This is a genomic window from Pseudoalteromonas mucoides (assembly GCF_049257175.1).
Taxonomy (GTDB): Bacteria; Pseudomonadota; Gammaproteobacteria; order Enterobacterales; family Alteromonadaceae; genus Pseudoalteromonas.
Window position 1 is genome coordinate 25242 of the sequence record NZ_JBMMUC010000018.1, and the last position, 19250, is coordinate 44491.

Sequence of the window (19250 nt, forward strand, 5' to 3'; positions counted from 1 at the left end):
TTTAATCTAATAAAGCGATGCATTCGTGCAGTGCGTTGATGAAAATATCAATATCTTGGTGAGTATTATAAAAGCAAAAGCTTGCTCGTACACTGCCATTAATTCCTAAATGTGCCATTAAAGGTTGGGTACAATGATGACCGCTGCGAACGGCAACACCAAATCCATCAAGTAAGGTCGCAATATCAAATGGGTGTTCGTCTTTGTAATTAAAACAAATGGTGCCAATATTATGTTCTAAATTACTGTAAATTGTGATGCCATTGATATCATTTAATTTACTAACCGCATAGTTAAATAGCAGTTGTTCATAGTCGTAGGCTGCATTCTTATCAAGCGCTGCGAGGTAATCTAGTGCGGCAGAAAAACCGATTACACCTGCAATATTAGGTGTACCGGCTTCAAATTTAGCAGGTGCATTGCGAAATGTGCTTTGTAACAAACTGACAGTTTCTATCATTTCCCCACCAGTTTGATAGGGTTGTAAGGCATTTAAACGTTCATATTTACCATACAAGCCACCAACGCCGGTTGGGCCTAGCATTTTGTGTGCAGAAAATACATAAAAGTCACAGTCGAGCTTATTTAAATCAGGCTGTAGGTGCATGGCACCTTGAGCACCATCAACAACAGTGATGGTGTTAAATTCTTTCACAGCACTGAGTAACGGGCTTAGGTTTGTTATATTTCCCAGAGCATTTGATGCATGAGTGACTGTAAGTACACTTGGCTTTACTTTTTTTAAAAATTCAACACAGGCTGCAATATTCAATGTTGCATCTGCTTCAAGCGGTAATACGTGTAATTTTGCACCGGTTTTAAGTGCTAATTGTTGCCATGGGACTATGTTTGCATGATGTTCAAACGGGGTAATTACGATACTTGAATTTTTATCAAGTTGCTCAATTAAGCCATTGGCAATGAGATTAAGTGCTTCTGTGGCGCCTTTAGTCCAAACAATTTCGCGGCTTTGCACATTGAAATATTGAGCAACTTTATCACGCGTTTGTTCGTAGGCTATGGTTGCTTGTTCACTCAGTGAATGGCGACCTCTATGAACATTCGCATTTTGCTGTGAGTAAAACTGTTCTGTCGCGGTAATTACTGACTGGGGCTTTTGTGACGTTGCAGCAGAGTCTAAATAAACTAAGGGTTGATTGTTTACCTGTTGAGTTAAAATGGGAAAATCAGCACGAATTTTTTCAACAGCAAACATACAAAAGCCAAACAATAAAAAGTAGCAGGGATTGTAATAGCTTTAATATAATTCTCAACTATTAAACACAAAAAAGGCCGCAAAAGCGGCCTTTTTAGCATTAATAAAAATTAACGCTTGTCTGTAGATACGTAATCACGATGTGTGTGACCAGTATAAAGCTGACGTGGACGGCTGATCTTATGACCAGGTTGAGAAAGCATCTCATCCCAGTGTGTGATCCAACCTACAGTACGTGCCATTGCAAAAATTACAGTGAACATGCTAGTAGGGATACCGATTGCTTTTAAGATGATACCTGAGTAGAAATCTACGTTAGGGTAAAGTTTCTTCTCAACAAAGTATGGGTCTTCAAGTGCAATTTGCTCAAGCTTCATAGCAATATCAAGCAGTGGATCTTGAATATTAAGCTCTTCTAATACTTCGTGACATGTTTGACGCATTACTGTTGCACGTGGATCGAAGTTTTTGTAAACACGGTGACCAAAGCCCATTAAGCGGAACGGGTCTGCTTTATCTTTTGCTTTAGCTACATATTCGTCGATACGATCAACAGAGCCAATTTCTTCTAACATGTTTAAGCATGCTTCGTTAGCGCCGCCGTGAGCAGGGCCCCAAAGAGATGCAATACCTGCAGCGATACATGCATACGGGTTAGCACCTGAAGAACCAGCAAGACGAACAGTTGATGTTGAAGCATTTTGTTCGTGGTCAGCGTGAAGCATGAAGATTTTATCCATTGCTTTTGCTGTTACTGGGTTAACTTTGTATTCTTCAGCTGGTACAGAGAACATCATATGTAAGAAGTTTTCTGCATAGCTTAAGTCGTTACGTGGGTAAACGAATGGTTGACCAATGTTCGTTTTGTAAGCCATAGCTGCAATAGTAGGTAGTTTTGCAACTAACTTGATTGCGCTTGTTTTACGTTGATTTGCATCTGTAATATCAAGATCTTCATGGTAAAAAGAAGATAAAGCACCAACAACACCACAAAGCATCGCCATTGGGTGAGCATCAAAACGGAAACCTTGGAAAAAGTTAGCAATTTTCTCATCTAGCATGGTGCTGTGAGTAATTTGTTTTGCAAATTCAGTGTATTGGTCTTTAGTTGGTAACTCACCGTTTAATAGTAAGTAACATAGCTCAATGTAATCTGAACCTTCAGCTAACTGTTCAATCGGGTAACCACGGTGAAGCAAGATACCTTTGCCACCGTCAATGTATGTGATTGAAGATTCGCAAGAACCGGTCGACATGAAACCTGGGTCATAAGTGAAGTGGCCATGTGAACCTAGGGTACGTACGTCAATGACATCTTGACCTGCAGTACCTTGGTAAATCGGAAGTTCGATTGGATCTAGACCATCAATATGGACTGTGGCTTTTTTATCCGCCATCTATTTATCTCCTATTAAGATAACAACTCTGATTGTTATGTTCTGAATCTGTTTAAGCACATTCTTTTCATTTTAACGTGAAAGAGGGGGTTAAAGTCAATTTTTATAAACATTATGCACAAATGTATAATAAATATTCTGCGAGGATTAAATATTATACCATTGGCTAATTCGCAAACGTCTCTAACTAAACAAGAATTGTAAAAAGACCTTTGGCTATATATACTACCAAAGGTTTTATACCGTATTGTCTGTAGGTAAATGTTATTTTTACATGTAACTTTTGCATAAATGTGAACTTTACTCGTATTAAAAGGGTTTACTTAGATAGTTCCATTAAAAAAATTATTTTTTAGTGGGTTTTAGAAAAACAAGTAGATGAGCCCCTATGTGGGCAAGATGGGCAAGTAACTGTGAAAAAGCAAAGACCTGTAAATCTAGATCTAACAACTATATCTATGCCGGCAACGGCTAAAGCATCAATTTTTCACCGCGTCACCGGTGTTGCATTATTTTTTGCTTTAACGTTTGTCATTTGGGCTTGGTCTGAGTCTCTTTCTTCTGCTGAAGGTTTTGAATTCGTCAAGGGTCTGTTTAGCGGATTCATTGCCAAATTTATAGCTTGGGGCACCATTTCTGTATTGGCATACCACCTTATTGGCGGTATTCGTCATATCATTATGGATATGGGACATTGGGAAGAACTTGAATCAGGTAACTTCAGCGCTAAAATTGCTATGGCACTTGGCGTTGTTGCTTCTGTACTAGCAGGAGTTTGGATATGGTTTTAAATCAAGCAACTCTTAAACGTGATGGTGTACAAGATTTTGTCTCATTACGTACCACGGCACTAGTAATTACCGCGTATGCGATTTTTATTATTGGCTATTTTTTAGCGACGCCTGAAGTCACTTACGAAGCATGGCAAAGCCTGTTTTCAAACCTAGCAATGAAAGGGTTTACTCTCATAACTCTGGTTTGCATTATGGTTCACACCCGTATTGGCCTTTGGCAAGTACTAACAGACTATGTTAAATGCGCAAAGTTGCGTGCAGTTTTAGGGTTTGTTTTAAACCTTATGGCAGCAGCATACGTAGCTATTGGTCTAATCGTTTTATGGGGTGTTTAAGTGAAATATTCTGTTCGTGAATTTGATGCCGTCGTGATTGGCGCAGGTGGTGCGGGTATGCGCGCTGCACTTGCAATCACTGAATCAGGCAAAACCTGTGCACTTATCTCTAAAGTTTTCCCAACGCGTTCTCACACTGTGTCTGCACAAGGTGGTATCACAGTTGCTCTGGGTAACTCACACGAAGATAACTGGGAATGGCACATGTACGATACTGTTAAAGGTTCCGATTTTATCGGTGACCAAGACGCTATCGAATATATGTGTAATACAGGCCCTGAAGCTATTACTGAACTTGAAAATATGGGTCTACCATTTTCTCGTTTTGAAAATGGCCGTGTTTACCAACGTCCTTTCGGTGGTCAATCGAAAAACTTCGGTGGTGAACAAGCTGCACGTACTGCAGCAGCAGCTGACCGTACTGGTCACGCATTATTACACCTTCTTTACCAACAAAATGTTAAAAACAAAACTAACGTATTCTCTGAGTGGTATGCGCTAGATTTAGTTAAAAATGACGAAGGTAATGTTGTTGGTTGTACTGCAATCGAAATTGAGACAGGCGAAGTTGTTTACTTCAAGTCTAAAGCGGTTGTATTAGCTACAGGTGGTGCAGGTCGTATCTTCGCATCAACCACTAATGCACACATTAACACCGGTGACGGTGTTGGTATGGCAACTCGTGCCGGTATTTCTATGCAAGACATGGAAATGTGGCAGTTCCACCCAACGGGTATTGCTGGTGCTGGTACACTTGTAACAGAAGGTTGTCGTGGTGAAGGTGGTTATCTTTTAAATAAAGATGGCGAACGTTTCATGGAGCGTTATGCACCTAATGCCAAAGATTTAGCGTCACGTGATGTTGTTGCCCGTTCAATGATGACAGAGATTCGTGAAGGTCGTGGTTGTGATGGTCCTTGGGGTCCTCATATTAAACTTAAGCTTGATCACCTTGGTGAAGAAACGCTTAACCTACGTCTTCCAGGCGTGTGTGACCTTGCTAAAACATTCGCACACGTTGACCCAGCTAAAGAGCCAATTCCAGTAATTCCTACTTGTCACTATATGATGGGTGGCGTGCCAACTAACGTAAATGGTCAAGCACTACAAATCGATGCTAATGGTAACGAAACAGTAGTTGAAGGCTTATTTGCAGTTGGTGAGATTGCGTGTGTATCTGTACACGGTGCAAACCGCTTAGGTGGTAACTCACTACTTGATTTAGTGGTATTTGGCCGTGCTGCTGGTAACTTCCTTGGTACTTACCTAAATGATGTAGAAGTATCTAAGAATGCTTCTGATTCTGACCTAGAAGCGTCACTTGCTCGCTTCAATCGTTGGGAAAACTCAACGCCAGGTCAAGGTGAAGACCCAGTACAAATTAAGAAAGACCTACAACAATGTATGCAGCTTAACTTCTCGGTATTCCGTGAAGGTGACTCTATGGCGTCAGGTCTACAAGAGCTTAAAGAAATTCGTGAACGCTTACAGCATGCGCGTCTTGATGATAAATCATCAGATTTCAATACTGCACGTATCGAATGTCTAGAGCTAGATAACCTTATGGAAACAGCTTACTCAACTGCAGTAGCTGCAAACTTCCGTACAGAAAGCCGTGGTGCACACTCTCGCTTTGACTTCCCAGATCGTGATGACACGAATTGGTTATGTCACTCAATCTTCAACCCTAATACGGATGAAATGAGTAAGCGTGATGTAAACTATGCGCCAAAACTGCGCGAAGCATTTCCACCTAAAGCACGTACATACTAGGAGCGAGACGATGGCACAAGTACAATTTTCTGTTTATCGTTACAATCCAGATGTTGATAATGCCCCACGTATGCAAGAATATACTTTGCAAACGGAAGAAGGCCACGACATGATGGTATTGGACGCACTTTTATTATTAAAAGAGCAAGATCCAACACTTTCTTTCCGTCGTTCATGCCGTGAAGGTGTGTGTGGCTCTGATGGCGTCAACATGAATGGTAAAAATGGTTTAGCATGTATTACTCCTTTATCTACGCTACAAAAAAATGGCAAAGGTAAAATTGTAATTCGTCCGCTTCCAGGTTTACCTGTGGTACGTGACCTTGTTATTGACATGAGTCAGTTCTACACTCAATACGAAAAAGTAAAACCGTATTTAATAAATGACACGCCAGCGGCGGGTGAGCGTCTTCAAACTATTGAAGAACGTGATAAGTTAGATGGTCTTTACGAGTGTATTTTGTGTGCATGTTGTTCAACATCGTGTCCTTCGTTCTGGTGGAATCCAGACAAGTTCATAGGTCCAGCAGGCCTTCTTCATGCTTATCGTTTCTTGGCTGATAGCCGAGATACTGCAACTGAAGAACGTTTAGCTGATTTAGACGATGCGTTCAGCGTGTTCCGTTGTCACAGTATCATGAACTGTGTTAGCGTTTGTCCTAAAGGTCTTAACCCGACCAAAGCAATTGGACAAATCAAATCAATGTTACTAAACCGTTCGGTTTAATAGTATTGTGTAAATGTAAGATGGCTAATTCAGATTAGCCATCTTGTTATATAACAATTAATTTCTGCGCTAAAGAAAAGGGCTTATAAATGCACGAAGGTGTGATGAAGGCATGGCTAGAATCTTCACATTTAAACGGCGGTAACGTTGCTTATGTAGAAGAGCTTTATGAAGCGTATTTAGACGATGCGACTTCTGTGCCAGAAGAATGGCGAGAAGTGTTCGAACAATTACCAAAAGTTGATGGTGTGGATGTTGACGTAAAGCATTCAGAAGTTCGTTCACAGTTTGCGGCGCTTGCTAAAAACAAGCATAGAGAAGTAGTGGTAGCAGAAGGTGGAAGCGGTGACCCTAAACAGGTTAAAGTTCTCCAGCTTATAAATGCTTTCCGTTTCCGTGGTCACCAAAATGCCAACCTAGACCCATTAGGTATATGGCAGCGTGAACGCGTTCGAGACTTAGAATTAGAATTCCATGACTTATCTAAAGCTGATTTTGACCGTGAATTTAACGTGGGATCGTTTGCCGTAGGCCGCGATACCATGCCTTTAGGTGATTTATATCAGGCACTCAAAACTACATATTGTGGTTCTGTAGGTGCTGAGTATATGCACATCACATCAACTGAAGAAAAACGTTGGTTACAACAACGTTTAGAATCGGTGCAATCACGACCAACATTCAGTAAAGAAGAAAAGTTGCGTATCCTTAAAGGTCTTACCGCAGCAGATGGTCTTGAAAAGTATTTAGGCGCTAAATTCCCGGGTGCAAAACGTTTCTCACTTGAAGGTGGTGATGCGCTAGTTCCAATGCTTAAAGAGCTTATTCACCGTGCAGGTGAAAGTGGCCAACAAGAAGCCGTTATTGGTATGGCTCACCGTGGTCGCTTAAATGTGCTTGTTAACGTACTTGGTAAAAACCCATCAGAGTTATTTGATGAGTTTGCTGGTAAGCACAAAGAGACGCTAAGCTCTGGTGATGTTAAATACCACATGGGTTATTCGTCTGACTTTGCGACTTCTGGTGGCAATGTACACATGGCGCTTGCATTTAACCCGTCTCACCTTGAAATCGTAAACCCTGTTGTTATGGGTTCTGTACGTGCTCGTTTAGACCGTTTAAATGATTCTACGGGCTCAAAAGCATTACCGATCACAATTCATGGTGATTCGGCTGTTGCTGGTCAAGGTGTTGTACAAGAAACTTTCAACTTATCGCAAACTAATGCGTTTAGTTGTGGTGGTAGTATTCGTATTGTTGTAAATAACCAAGTTGGTTTTACAACAAGCAAACAAGACGATGTGCGTTCTACAGATTACTGTACCGACATCGCAAAAATGGTTCAGTCACCAATCTTCCACGTAAATTCTGATGATCCTGAAGCGGTTGCATTTGTAACGCAAATCGCCCTTGATTTTAGAAATAAATTTAAACGTGATGTGGTTATTGACTTAGTATGTTATCGCCGTCATGGCCATAACGAAGCGGATGAGCCAAATGCGACTCAACCGATCATGTACCAAAAAATCAAAAAACACCCAGTTCCACGTTTGATCTATGCCGATCAACTAATGGCTGAAGGCTCGTTTACTGAAAGTGAAATCAAAGCACTTGCTGATGACTACCGTAATGGTTTAGACGATGGCAATTGTGTTGTTGAAGAGATTCAACCTGAAACTTCACATTCATCTGATTGGGCTAAATATGTAGGTCATGAATGGAGTGTTGATTACGACGCCAGTGTTTCAGTTGAAAAACTAAAAGAACTAGGCGAAAAAGTAGCTAACTACCCAGAGCAATATAAAGCGCAATCACGTGTTAAAAAGATTTACGACGATCGTAAATTAATGGCCGCAGGTGAAAAAGCATTAGATTGGGGGATGGCTGAAACACTTGCTTATGCAACAATTGCAACTGAAGGCACTGATATACGCTTAACGGGTCAAGACTCAGGGCGTGGGACTTTCTTCCATCGTCATGCTGTTGTTCATAGCCAAAGTGATGGTGCAACTTACACACCGTTGCAACACTTAAGTGAAGACCAAGGTACATTCCAAGTTTTCGACTCTGTGTTGTCAGAAGAAGCTGTTGTAGCGTTTGAATATGGTTATGCAACAGCAGAGCCAACGTCATTAGTACTATGGGAAGCACAGTTTGGTGATTTCGCCAACGGTGCACAAGTCGTATTTGACCAATTCTTAAGCTCTGGTGAGCAAAAGTGGGGCCGTTTATGTGGTCTGACAATCTTGCTTCCACATGGTTATGAAGGTCAAGGTCCGGAGCATAGCTCGGCACGTCTTGAGCGCTTTTTACAGCTGTGTGCTGATCACAACATGCAAGTATGTGTACCTTCAACACCTGCACAAGTATACGCTATGCTTCGTCGCCAATCAGTTAGACCACTGCGTCGCCCTCTGATTGTTATGACACCTAAATCTCTGTTACGTCATCCATTAGCAACATCAAGCTTGGAAGACCTTGCTGAAGGTGTTTATCACAATATGATTGACGAAATCGATGATATTGATGCGGCTAAGGTTGAACGTGTTGTATTTTGTAGTGGTAAAGTATATTACGAATTACTACAAGAACGTCGCAAGCAAGAAATTGATAACATTGCCATTGTGCGTGTTGAACAATTATACCCGTTCCCGCATGATGAAATGGATGCGATTATGTCGCGTTACCAACATGTGACAGATTTTGTTTGGTGTCAAGAAGAGCCGCAAAACCAAGGTGCTTGGTATTGTTCTCAACATCACTTTGTAGAAGCAATTCCTCAGGGTGCTAAGCTTAAATACGCAGGGCGTAAAGCGTCAGCATCACCGGCATGTGGTTACATGTCAGTGCATACTAAAGAACAACAAGCGCTCGTTGCAGATGCGCTTACTATTGAAAATAAAGGATAAGCAATGAGCACAGAAATTAAAGTTCCTGTTCTTCCTGAGTCGGTTGCTGATGCTTCCGTTGCAACATGGCATGTAAGTGTTGGCGACAAAGTAAGCCGTGACCAAAACTTAGTAGATATTGAAACAGATAAAGTTGTTTTAGAAGTTGTTGCACCTAACGACGGTGTGATCACTGAAATTTCACAAGAAGAAGGTGCTACGGTACTTGGTGACCAAGTTATCGGTCTAATTGGTGATGCTGATGCAGCAGCGCCAAGCGAAGAAGCTAAAGCCGACGCACCTGCTTCAGACAAACAAGAAAGCGCGCCAAAAGAGGCGCCATCAGCTCCAGCATCAGAAGGTAAAGAAGTGGACATTAAAGTACCTGTACTTCCAGAATCAGTCGCAGACGCGACAGTAGCTACTTGGCACGTTCAACCAGGTGACGCGGTTTCTCGCGACCAAAACTTAGTTGACATTGAAACTGACAAAGTTGTTCTTGAAGTTGTTGCTCAAGAAGACGGTGTTATGGGTGAGATCATCCATGATGAAGGTGATACAGTACTTGGTGAGCAAGTAATTGGTAAAGTTAAAGCCGGTGGTGCTCCAGCAGCGCCTGCAGCAAAAGAAGAATCTGCACCTGCTGCAGATTCTAGCGACAGCTCAGATGTATTAACACCATCTGTTCGTCGTTTAATTGCTGAAAAAGGCCTAGATGCGTCTAAAATCAAAGGGACTGGCAAAAACGGCCGTGTCACTAAAGAAGATGTAGATACATTCTTAAAAGCACCTGCACCATCAGCTAAGAAATCTGAAGCTGCTGCTCCAGCTGCACCTATGGGTGATCGTACTCAAAAACGTGTACCAATGACACGTTTACGCAAAACGATTGCTAATCGTCTTCTTGAAGCGAAAAACTCGACTGCAATGTTAACGACGTTTAACGAAGTTAATATGAAGCCAATTATGGACCTTCGTAAGCAGTATCAAGAAGTATTCGAAAAGCGCCACGGTATCCGTTTAGGTTTCATGTCTTTTTATGTGAAAGCGGTAACTGAAGCACTTAAGCGTTTCCCTGAAGTAAATGCTTCAATTGATGGCGACGATATCGTATACCATAACTATTTTGATATCAGCATTGCTGTTTCTACGCCACGTGGTCTAGTAACACCAGTACTTAAAGATTGCGATAAGCTGTCTGTTGCTGAAATAGAAAAAGGTATTCGTGAATTAGCACTTAAAGGTCGTGACGGTAAGCTTTCGCTTGACGATATGACTGGTGGTAACTTCACAATTACTAATGGTGGTGTATTTGGTTCATTACTTTCTACACCTATCATTAACTTACCGCAGTCTTCAATTTTGGGTATGCACAAAATCCAAGAACGTCCTATGGCTGTAAATGGTAAAGTTGAAATTCTTCCAATGATGTATTTGGCGCTGTCTTATGATCACCGCCAAATTGATGGTAAAGAATCTGTTGGCTTCTTAGTGACAATTAAAGAGTTACTTGAAGATCCAACTCGCTTATTGCTAGATGTTTAATCTAGTTGTATAAAATCTAAGCTGTGAATGTACATTCACAGCTTTTTTTTTGCGCCTTTGGTCTAACTGGGGTTTTCATGTTAAGCCTTGGGATCTATACTAAGTGCGCAATTTGGGATAGCTGTCTATTTGCATAAATATTCAGCTCTTTTAGTATAAAAAATTGGATAAAGCATCATGAATTTGCATGAGTATCAGGCAAAACAACTTTTTGCCGAATATGGTTTACCAGTTTCTCAAGGTTTCGCTTGCGATACACCTGAAGAAGCTGCAGCAGCTGCTGAAAAAATTGGCGGCGATATGTGGGTTGTTAAAACTCAGGTTCACGCAGGTGGACGTGGTAAAGCTGGCGGTGTAAAGCTAGTTAAAACTATCGACGAAGTAAAAGAGTTTGCTGCAAACTGGTTAGGTAAAAACTTAGTTACTTACCAAACAGACGAGAATGGTCAGCCTGTTGCTAAAATTTTAGTAGAAAGCTGCACTGATATCGCCAACGAATTGTACCTAGGTGCAGTAGTTGACCGTGCTTCTCGCAAAGTTGTTTTCATGGCGTCTACAGAAGGCGGTGTTGAAATTGAAACTGTTGCAGAAGAAACACCAGAGCTTATCCACAAAGCTGAGATCGATCCATTAGTAGGTCCTCAAGCTTACCAAGCACGTGAACTAGGTTTCAAATTGGGTCTTAACCCAACACAAATGAAGCAATTCGTTAAGATCTTTATGGGTCTTGGCAACATGTTCAACGATTTCGATTTCGCACTTTTAGAAATCAACCCGTTAGTAATCACAGACGAAGGTAACCTTCACTGTCTTGATGGTAAAATCGGTATCGATGGTAATGCACTTTACCGTCAACCAAAAATCCGTGAGTTCCACGATCCATCTCAAGAAGATGCACGTGAAGCACATGCAGCAAGCTTTGAGCTTAACTACGTAGCGCTAGACGGTAACGTAGGTTGTATGGTTAACGGTGCGGGCCTTGCGATGGGTACTATGGACATCGTAAACCTACACGGCGGCAAGCCAGCTAACTTCCTAGATGTTGGTGGCGGCGCGACTAAAGAACGTGTTTCTGAAGCATTCAAAATCATTCTTTCTGACGACAATGTTAAAGCTGTTTTAGTTAACATCTTTGGCGGTATCGTACGTTGTGACATGATCGCTGAAGGTATCATTGGTGCAGTTAAAGAAGTAGGTGTTAGTGTTCCTGTTGTTGTACGTTTAGAAGGTACTAACGCTGAGCTTGGTCGTGAAGTACTTGCTAAATCTGACCTTAACATCATCGCTGCTGAATCACTAACAGATGCTGCTGAGAAAGTTGTAGCTGCTGCGGAGGGCAAATAATGTCTGTATTAATCAATAAAGATACAAAAGTTATCTGTCAAGGTTTCACTGGTGGCCAAGGTACTTTCCACTCAGAGCAAGCGCTTGAGTACGGTACACAAATGGTTGGTGGTGTTAGCCCAGGTAAAGGCGGTCAAACGCACCTTGGTCTTCCAGTATTCAACACAGTACGTGATGCAGTACAAGAAACTGGCGCTACAGCTTCAGTAATCTATGTACCAGCACCTTTCTGTAAAGATGCAATCTTAGAAGCTATCGATGCTGGCATCGAACTAATTGTTTGTATCACTGAAGGTATTCCTACACTAGACATGGTTGACGTTAAAGTTAAGCTTGATAACACTGGTGTTCGTATGATCGGTCCTAACTGTCCAGGTGTTATCACTCCGGGCGAAACTAAGATTGGTATCATGCCTGGTCATATCCACAAACCTGGTAAAGTAGGTATTGTTTCTCGTTCTGGTACTCTTACGTACGAAGCGGTTAAGCAAACTACTGATGCTGGTTTTGGTCAGTCTACGTGTGTCGGTATTGGTGGCGACCCAATCCCTGGTACTAACTTTATCGACGTTTTAGAAATGTTCGAAAAAGATCCACAAACTGAAGCAATCGTAATGATTGGTGAAATCGGTGGTACTGCAGAAGAAGAAGCTGCAGAGTACATCAAAGCAAACGTAACTAAGCCTGTTGTTTCTTACATTGCTGGTGTTACTGCACCAGAAGGTAAGCGTATGGGTCACGCTGGCGCAATCATTGCTGGCGGTAAAGGTACTGCTGATGAAAAATTTGCTGCATTAGAAGCTGCTGGCGTACAAACTGTACGTTCACTTGCTGATATCGGTAAAGCTCTTAAAGAAAAAACAGGTTGGTAATAACCTAGTTATTCTTTAACGAAAAGGCTCACTTAAAGTGGGCCTTTTTAATGCTCATCTTTTCACATGCTGGTTTTATTACCCGGTTAGCACTCTTGTTTACTTTTTCATTTATTCCTTTTGTAAATAAAACCCATTTATAACCTGTACCTAAATAAACCAACTTTTTATTTCAACTCATCGTTTTGCTATTTAATCGTACTAACCTATTTATTGACCATAGAGCTGTTACACTTCGTACAAAATGGAAATAATAATTAATTAGGTGATGTTTTGATATTTCGAGTTCTTTTATTTATTGTCTTTTGTACTTTTTCTGGTATTAGTACACAAGCATTTAGCGCTAATGTTATTGCTGAGCATGTCACTATGGAGCGAGCAAAAGAGCAAGTACAAGCAGTCGGAAATGCTGAAGCAATCCGATCGGTTACCCTGTATCCAGCCGTCGGTGACAAAGTGACCTCGGTTCATTTTAAGCCTGGCGATAAAGTCACAGCAGGACAAGTATTACTCGAGTTAGATTCACGCAGACAAAAAGCCGCGTTGCAAGAAGCGAGAATAAAATTAGCCGATAGCCAACGAATTCAAACTCGATTAATGCAAAGTCATGCAAAAGGAGCTGTACCTCAAAGTGATTTAGACGATGCTAAAACAATAACTGAACTTGCTAAAGTGACTGTTACTCAAGCCGAAACCGAGTTTGAAGACCGCCAAGTACGTGCCCCTTTTGATGGCATTATGGGCCTTACTGATATTGAGGTAGGTGATCGGATCACACCGCAAACAGCAATCGCTACTATTGATGATACTCGCGCGTTGTATATTAATTTTAATGCACCTGAATCTGCTATTAGTATGTTAAGAAACAAGGGCAGTGTGCATGTTTTACCATGGCAAAGCAGCCAGTCAATGGATGCTGAAATTGCGTATTTAGATTCTCGAATTGACCCGCAAACACGTACTCTACGGGTCAAAGTAAAACTAGATAATTTAAGTAATGAGTTTTTACCTGGGATGAGCTTTCGTGTTCACATTGAGGTCCTAGGGCAACGTTTTGCTGCTGTACCAGAAGCCGCTTTATTGTGGGGCGCAACAGGACCCTATGTATGGACAAGCGTTGATAATAAAGCAACACGGGTAGATGTTAAAATTGAACAACGTCTTGCAGGGCGCTTATTAGTATCAGGGTCACTAGGGAAAGACGATATTTTAGTTGTTGAAGGTGTGCAGCGTTTACGAGCACAACAAGCGCTTAGCTTTCAATCGCCACTTGCACACACTCAGGAGTAGCTATGAAACAGCAACCTATGATGCAAGATTTGCCTTCAATGGCAATACGTCGGCCTGTTTTAATTGTTGTCCTTAATTTATTAATTATAATTGCCGGTATAGCTGCAATTGCAGGTGTCGAAGTCAGGGAATTACCAGATGTTGATACCCCTAGGATTACTGTCTCTGCTTCGTTTCCGGGGGGCTCACCTGAGACCGTAGATACTGAGGTCACAGGTAAGCTTGAAGGGGCTGTTGCCCGAGTCAGTGGGGTTAAAACCATTCGTGCGCAAAGTGAGGAAGGTAACGCACGTATTGTTGTTGAATTTAGACCGGGTATCAATTTAGATGATGCAGCAAATGAAACGCGTGAGTCTGTTGCACGTGTACAGCGAGAGCTTCCTGAAGAAGTCGAGCGGGTATCAATTATTAAAGCAGATAACGACGCCGAAGCTGTTGTATCGTTAACGGTTTCGAGCGAATCATTATCCCTTGAAGCTTTAACAGAATTGGTCGAGGTTGATTTAGCGCCACAATTTTTAACCATACCTGGCGTGGCTGACGTACGATTAAATGGCGATCGCCAACGTGTTTTGAGGGTGCGTTTAGACCCACTTAAGCTAACCAGTTTTAATTTAACCGTCCCTGATGTTGCAGAAGTCCTGCGCCAAGCGCCGTTTGATGTACCTGCCGGTAGTTTAAAATCTACGGATCAGCAAGTTATTGTACGCGCAGATGCTACCTCTATTACGGCTGAACAAGTTGCAGATATCATAATACGAGAAGATACTCGCATTGGTGATATAGCCGCGGTGTATTTTGGTCCTGCTGATCCACGCTCTATGGTACGTTTAAATGGCAAGCCAGTAATAGGGATGGAAGTCATACGCCAAGCGCAATCAAATACTATCGAAATTTCAGATGAAGTCCTTAGGTTGCTTGAAAAAATGCAAGTTCGATTTCCTGAACTTGAATTTACTCTCACGTCTGACGACGCGCAGTTTATTCGTAGCTCAGTAGATGAAGTGATCAGTTCATTAATATTAACCATTTTGCTGGTGATAATTACGCTATGGGTATTTATTGGTTCGTGGCGTGCAACCTTAGTACCTGCTTTTGCCATTCCTGTTGCTTTAGTGGGCTCTTTAGCATTAATTTGGGCGCTTGGTTTTTCAATTAATATTCTTACTTTATTAGCCCTTGTGCTAGCTACTGGTTTGATTGTGGATGATGCCATTGTGGTCAGTGAAAATATTCAGCGGCAACGGGGTTTAGGTCTTGGCCGTCGTGCAGCGGCTGTGGTTGGAACGCGAGAAGTATTTTTTGCTGTTATTGCAACAACAGCCGTATTGGCGGCGGTGTTCGTGCCCATTGCGTTTTTACCTTCTACAGCAGGGCGTTTATTTAGAGAGTTTGGTGGTGTGTTAGCCGGCGCAGTGATCATTTCTAGTTTTGTTGCGTTATCTTTAGTGCCTGCGCTGACTTCTAAACTTAAATTAAAGCAGGGGGGCTGGCACCCATTTGCAAAATTTGGTCATTGGCTTGCGAGTATTTACTCTAAAACTATTCACTGGGTGCTTGATCACGCATGGTTGACGTTTGTTGCATCCTTATTGGTCGCAGCGGGCTCTGGTGCACTTTATTTAAATTTAGACAATGAATTATTGCCAAGTGAAGATCGCGGAAAAATCAGAATCTTCTCTCGAGGTCCAGATGGCGTCGGCCTTAACTTTATGGACCGCCAAGCTATTAAAATGGAAGATATTCTACTCCCTTATGTTGAAAGTGGTGAGATTGAATCTATTTATACAGTGGTGGGTCAATGGGATCCAAATATTGTTTTTATAACCGTTCCATTAAAGCATTGGGATGAGCGTCATTTTACACAGCAAGAAATTATCGATAAAATTCGTGAACCACTCGGTGCTATTCCTGGCGCTGCTGGTCGGCCTAATGGCTCTAATAGCTTAAATCTACGTGGCCAAGGTGGGGGCATTGAGCTCGCTTTATTGGGGCAAGATTATAAACGTATTTTTGCTGCTGCACAGGACTTTGCCGCGCAGATTGAGCAAGCATTACCGGGTGTAGGTTCAGTACGTGTTTCTTATCAGCCATCGCAACCACAATTAAGGGTGAACATCGATAGACGACGAGCAGAAGAGCTTGGGGTTGCACTGAGTGATATTGCCATAACATTACGTGCTGCTATTAATGGAGATGACATTGCTGATTTAAATATTGGCGATCAATCTGTGCCTATTATATTGCAAGCGCAAAACCAGACTATTCGTGATCCAAATGATTTAGCCAATTTATATGTCAGTGCGAGAAACAACCAATTAGTTCCGTTAAGCAGTGTTGCGCATATAACAGAAGAAGGGGTTGCAGCAGAGCTTGAGCGTCATGCTCAACGCCGTGCTATTGAGCTTGATATGGAACTGCCAACGGATATGAGTATTGCTGAGCTTGTTACGCAATTACGTGATATCTCAGAGCAATCATTACCTAGCGGGATTAGTCTTGCGTTTAAAGGTGAAGCATTAACTTTTGAAGAAACCTCTAATGAAGTGCTCATGACCTATGTGCTGGCTTTATTAATTGTATTTTTAGTATTAGCAGCGCAATTTGAAAATGTAAATAGTGCTGTTGTGGTGATGATAACAGTGCCATTTGGTATTACTTCAGCGATACTTGCCTTGTATTTAACAGGCACTTCCCTCAACATTTATTCACAAATTGGCTTAGTTATGCTGATAGGGCTTATCGCAAAAAATGCGATTTTACTTGTTGAGTTTGCTGATCAGTTACGGGATCAAGGCATGACAGTTAGAAAGGCGGTGGAACAGGCTGCATTAGTGAGATTAAGACCAATCACAATGACCTTGATCTCAACATTGCTAGGAGCATTACCGCTTATTATGTCTAGTGGTGCAGGCGCCGAGGCTCGTAACGCAATAGGCTGGGTTGTCTTTGGTGGTTTAGCGTTAGCGGTATTATTTACCTTGTATCTAACGCCGGTTATTTACCTTGGTTTAGCGCGTTTTACTAAGCCTCGTGGTGATGAAACGAAACAGTTAGCCCAGGAGTTAGAGCAAGCCTAAAAACTTTAAGCATGTGATCGGCTATTTTTCTTTGAAAAAATAGCCGATTAGGCTCACAATCAACAAAATGCTTTAAAACGGACAGTCTAATGCAAGCCGAACATGTTGATATAGCCAGTTTCCTCAGTGAGTATGCCCCATTTGATGATTTACCTGAAGATGCTTTAAATCATATTGCCTGCCAAGTAGAAGTTTCTTATTATCGCGCAGAAACAATTATCCACCAATATGGTGACGATATAAGTGATTTATACGTAATACGCAGCGGTGCTGTAGAAACGTATCGTCGAGATGGAGAGCTGGATAACCGACTCACTATCGGTGGGATATTTGGCCAAATGGGATTATTAATGAACCGTAAAGTTCGTTACCCGGCTAAAGCGCTCGAAGATACTTTACTGTATTGTATTAACATTGATATTTTCACTGAATATTGTGATAAATATGAAGCGTTTGCAGATTACTTTGAAGCCAATGGCACAGTAAGGCTTCATCAGGCAATCGTAGAGCAAGCTGATGGTAATGATTTAACTACTGCAAAAGTAAAATCATTATTGCACAGAGATGTGGTGACTGTTGCAAAAGATGCCAGCATACAACATGTAGCCCAAACTATGACGGACGAATCGGTTTCTTCGGTCCTCGTTACTGATGTAGATAAACCAATTAGTGATGACCCCGAAGACGATGATGGACAAGTAGTGGGTATTATTACTGACCGTGATTTACGCAGTAAAGTTATCGCTCTTGGTTTAGATTATGCGCAGCCTGCTCAACAAATTATGCAAAGGGATCTGATACTGCTCGACAGTAATGCATATGTGTTTGAAGCGGTGCTTGCCATGTTAAGAGACAATATCCACCATTTACCTGTGGTCGTAAAGAAAAAGCCGATTGGTGTTATTTCATTGTCCGATATACTTCGTTATGAGTCCCAAAGTAGCTTGTTACTCGTCAGAGGGATCTTAGCTCAGCCTTCTGTTGAAGATCTTGCTTATTATGCACGACAATTACCCAATGTATTTGTTCGTATGGTGAATGAAGATGCAAATTCTCATATGATCGGCACTGCAATGGCTGTTATTGGTCGAACCTTCAAACAACGTTTATTAACTCTAGCAGAAGAGCAGCTTGGTCCACCGCCTGTGCCTTATTGTTTTATTGCTTTAGGTTCTATGGCTCGAGATGAACAGCTTATTGTGACAGATCAAGATAACGCAATTATTCTTGATAATAGCTTTGATGAAGACAAACACGATGACTATTTCCAAAAACTGGCTGATTTAGTGTGTGATGGCCTAGCATTGTGTGGTTATAAATATTGCGACGGTGAAATAATGGCCTCGTTTAGAAAATGGCGCTTAACAAAAGAGCAGTGGCAACAGCAATTTACCAATTGGATTGCTGAGCCAAAACCACAAGCTTTGCTCAATAGCGCGATATTTTTTGATTTAGATGGTGTACACGGAAAAGTAAAATGGGCGCAAGAACTGCAACGCTTTATCGCTAAAGAAGGGCGTAATAATAAACGTTTTTTAGCAAACATGGCCGCTAATGCACGTAATCGCACACCGCCATTAGGTTTTTTTAAGGACTTTGTACTTGAACATAATGGCCAGCATAAACGCTCAATGAACTTAAAGCGTCGCGGTACAGCACCGCTGTCTGATGTTATCCGCGTGCATGCATTGGCTGTGGGATCACGTAAACAAAACTCGTTTGAGCGTTTAGAAGATATTATTGATGCAAAACTGTTACCGGATGGGAAAGCGCAAGATTTACGTGACGCCTTAGAATATATAGCCATGGTACGTATTCGCCACCAAGCTTGGCAAATAGAGCAGCTCAATGAGGAACCAGATAACGACTTAGAGCCGCATCTGTTATCTCCATTTGAACAGCGCAATTTAAAGGAAGCCTTTGCAATTTTAGATAAAGCGCAAAACTTTCTTAAATTTAAATATTCTGCTAACTCAGGTATTAAATAGC

The 19250-nt window shown here is 41.7% G+C and carries 13 protein-coding genes; 11 read left to right on the forward strand and 2 right to left on the reverse strand.

Features of this window, described 5'->3' with window-relative positions; genetic code table 11:
• Nucleotide 1: 1 nt before the first annotated feature.
• The gene (locus AAEU30_RS17760; RefSeq protein WP_421961679.1) at nucleotides 2-1216 is read right to left on the reverse strand and encodes an aminotransferase class V-fold PLP-dependent enzyme; all 1215 of its coding nucleotides are present in this window, start codon (nucleotides 1214-1216) and stop codon (nucleotides 2-4) included.
• Between the two features lie 110 nt (nucleotides 1217-1326).
• Nucleotides 1327-2613 (reverse strand): citrate synthase, encoded by a 1287-nt coding sequence (locus AAEU30_RS17765; protein ID WP_087534158.1) that lies wholly within the window; start codon nucleotides 2611-2613, stop codon nucleotides 1327-1329.
• A gap of 413 nt (nucleotides 2614-3026) precedes the next feature.
• Between AAEU30_RS17765 and sdhC the strand changes: the two genes are divergently transcribed.
• The 11 genes from sdhC (at nucleotide 3027) to AAEU30_RS17820 (ending at nucleotide 19249) form a co-directional block, all read left to right on the forward strand.
• On the forward strand, nucleotides 3027-3404 hold the full coding sequence (sdhC, locus tag AAEU30_RS17770; RefSeq protein WP_087534157.1) for a succinate dehydrogenase, cytochrome b556 subunit: 378 nt from the start codon (nucleotides 3027-3029) through the stop codon (nucleotides 3402-3404).
• Nucleotides 3395-3742 carry a succinate dehydrogenase, hydrophobic membrane anchor protein gene (sdhD, locus tag AAEU30_RS17775; RefSeq protein ID WP_421961680.1) on the forward strand — a complete coding sequence of 116 codons (348 nt, stop codon included), beginning with the start codon at nucleotides 3395-3397 and terminating at the stop codon, nucleotides 3740-3742. Before sdhC ends, sdhD begins: the two co-directional genes overlap by 10 nt.
• Nucleotides 3743-5515: a succinate dehydrogenase flavoprotein subunit gene (sdhA, locus tag AAEU30_RS17780; RefSeq protein WP_421961681.1), complete on the forward strand. Its 1773-nt coding sequence runs from the start codon at nucleotides 3743-3745 to the stop codon at nucleotides 5513-5515.
• A gap of 10 nt (nucleotides 5516-5525) precedes the next feature.
• The gene (locus tag AAEU30_RS17785) at nucleotides 5526-6242 is read left to right on the forward strand and encodes a succinate dehydrogenase iron-sulfur subunit (protein WP_087534154.1); all 717 of its coding nucleotides are present in this window, start codon (nucleotides 5526-5528) and stop codon (nucleotides 6240-6242) included.
• An 89-nt stretch (nucleotides 6243-6331) separates the two neighbouring features.
• A complete protein-coding gene (locus AAEU30_RS17790; RefSeq protein WP_421961682.1) occupies nucleotides 6332-9151 on the forward strand; it encodes a 2-oxoglutarate dehydrogenase E1 component in 2820 nt (939 codons plus the stop codon).
• A 3-nt stretch (nucleotides 9152-9154) separates the two neighbouring features.
• On the forward strand, nucleotides 9155-10675 hold the full coding sequence (gene odhB / locus AAEU30_RS17795; RefSeq protein WP_421961683.1) for a 2-oxoglutarate dehydrogenase complex dihydrolipoyllysine-residue succinyltransferase: 1521 nt from the start codon (nucleotides 9155-9157) through the stop codon (nucleotides 10673-10675).
• Nucleotides 10676-10852: 177 nt separating this feature from the next.
• The gene (gene sucC, locus AAEU30_RS17800) at nucleotides 10853-12019 is read left to right on the forward strand and encodes an ADP-forming succinate--CoA ligase subunit beta (protein WP_421961684.1); all 1167 of its coding nucleotides are present in this window, start codon (nucleotides 10853-10855) and stop codon (nucleotides 12017-12019) included.
• On the forward strand, nucleotides 12019-12891 hold the full coding sequence (gene sucD, locus AAEU30_RS17805) for a succinate--CoA ligase subunit alpha (protein ID WP_394190831.1): 873 nt from the start codon (nucleotides 12019-12021) through the stop codon (nucleotides 12889-12891). The genes sucC and sucD overlap by 1 nt, the downstream gene beginning before the upstream one ends.
• Before the next feature lie 273 nt (nucleotides 12892-13164).
• Nucleotides 13165-14181, forward strand: a complete 1017-nt coding sequence (locus AAEU30_RS17810) for an efflux RND transporter periplasmic adaptor subunit (RefSeq protein ID WP_421961685.1) — start codon at nucleotides 13165-13167, stop codon at nucleotides 14179-14181.
• 2 nt (nucleotides 14182-14183) lie between these two features.
• Nucleotides 14184-17261 (forward strand): efflux RND transporter permease subunit, encoded by a 3078-nt coding sequence (locus AAEU30_RS17815; RefSeq protein WP_421961686.1) that lies wholly within the window; start codon nucleotides 14184-14186, stop codon nucleotides 17259-17261.
• An 89-nt stretch (nucleotides 17262-17350) separates the two neighbouring features.
• Complete coding sequence (locus tag AAEU30_RS17820; protein WP_421961687.1) at nucleotides 17351-19249, forward strand: DUF294 nucleotidyltransferase-like domain-containing protein; 1899 nt, start codon at nucleotides 17351-17353, stop codon at nucleotides 19247-19249.
• The last annotated feature ends 1 nt before the right edge of the window (nucleotide 19250 follow it).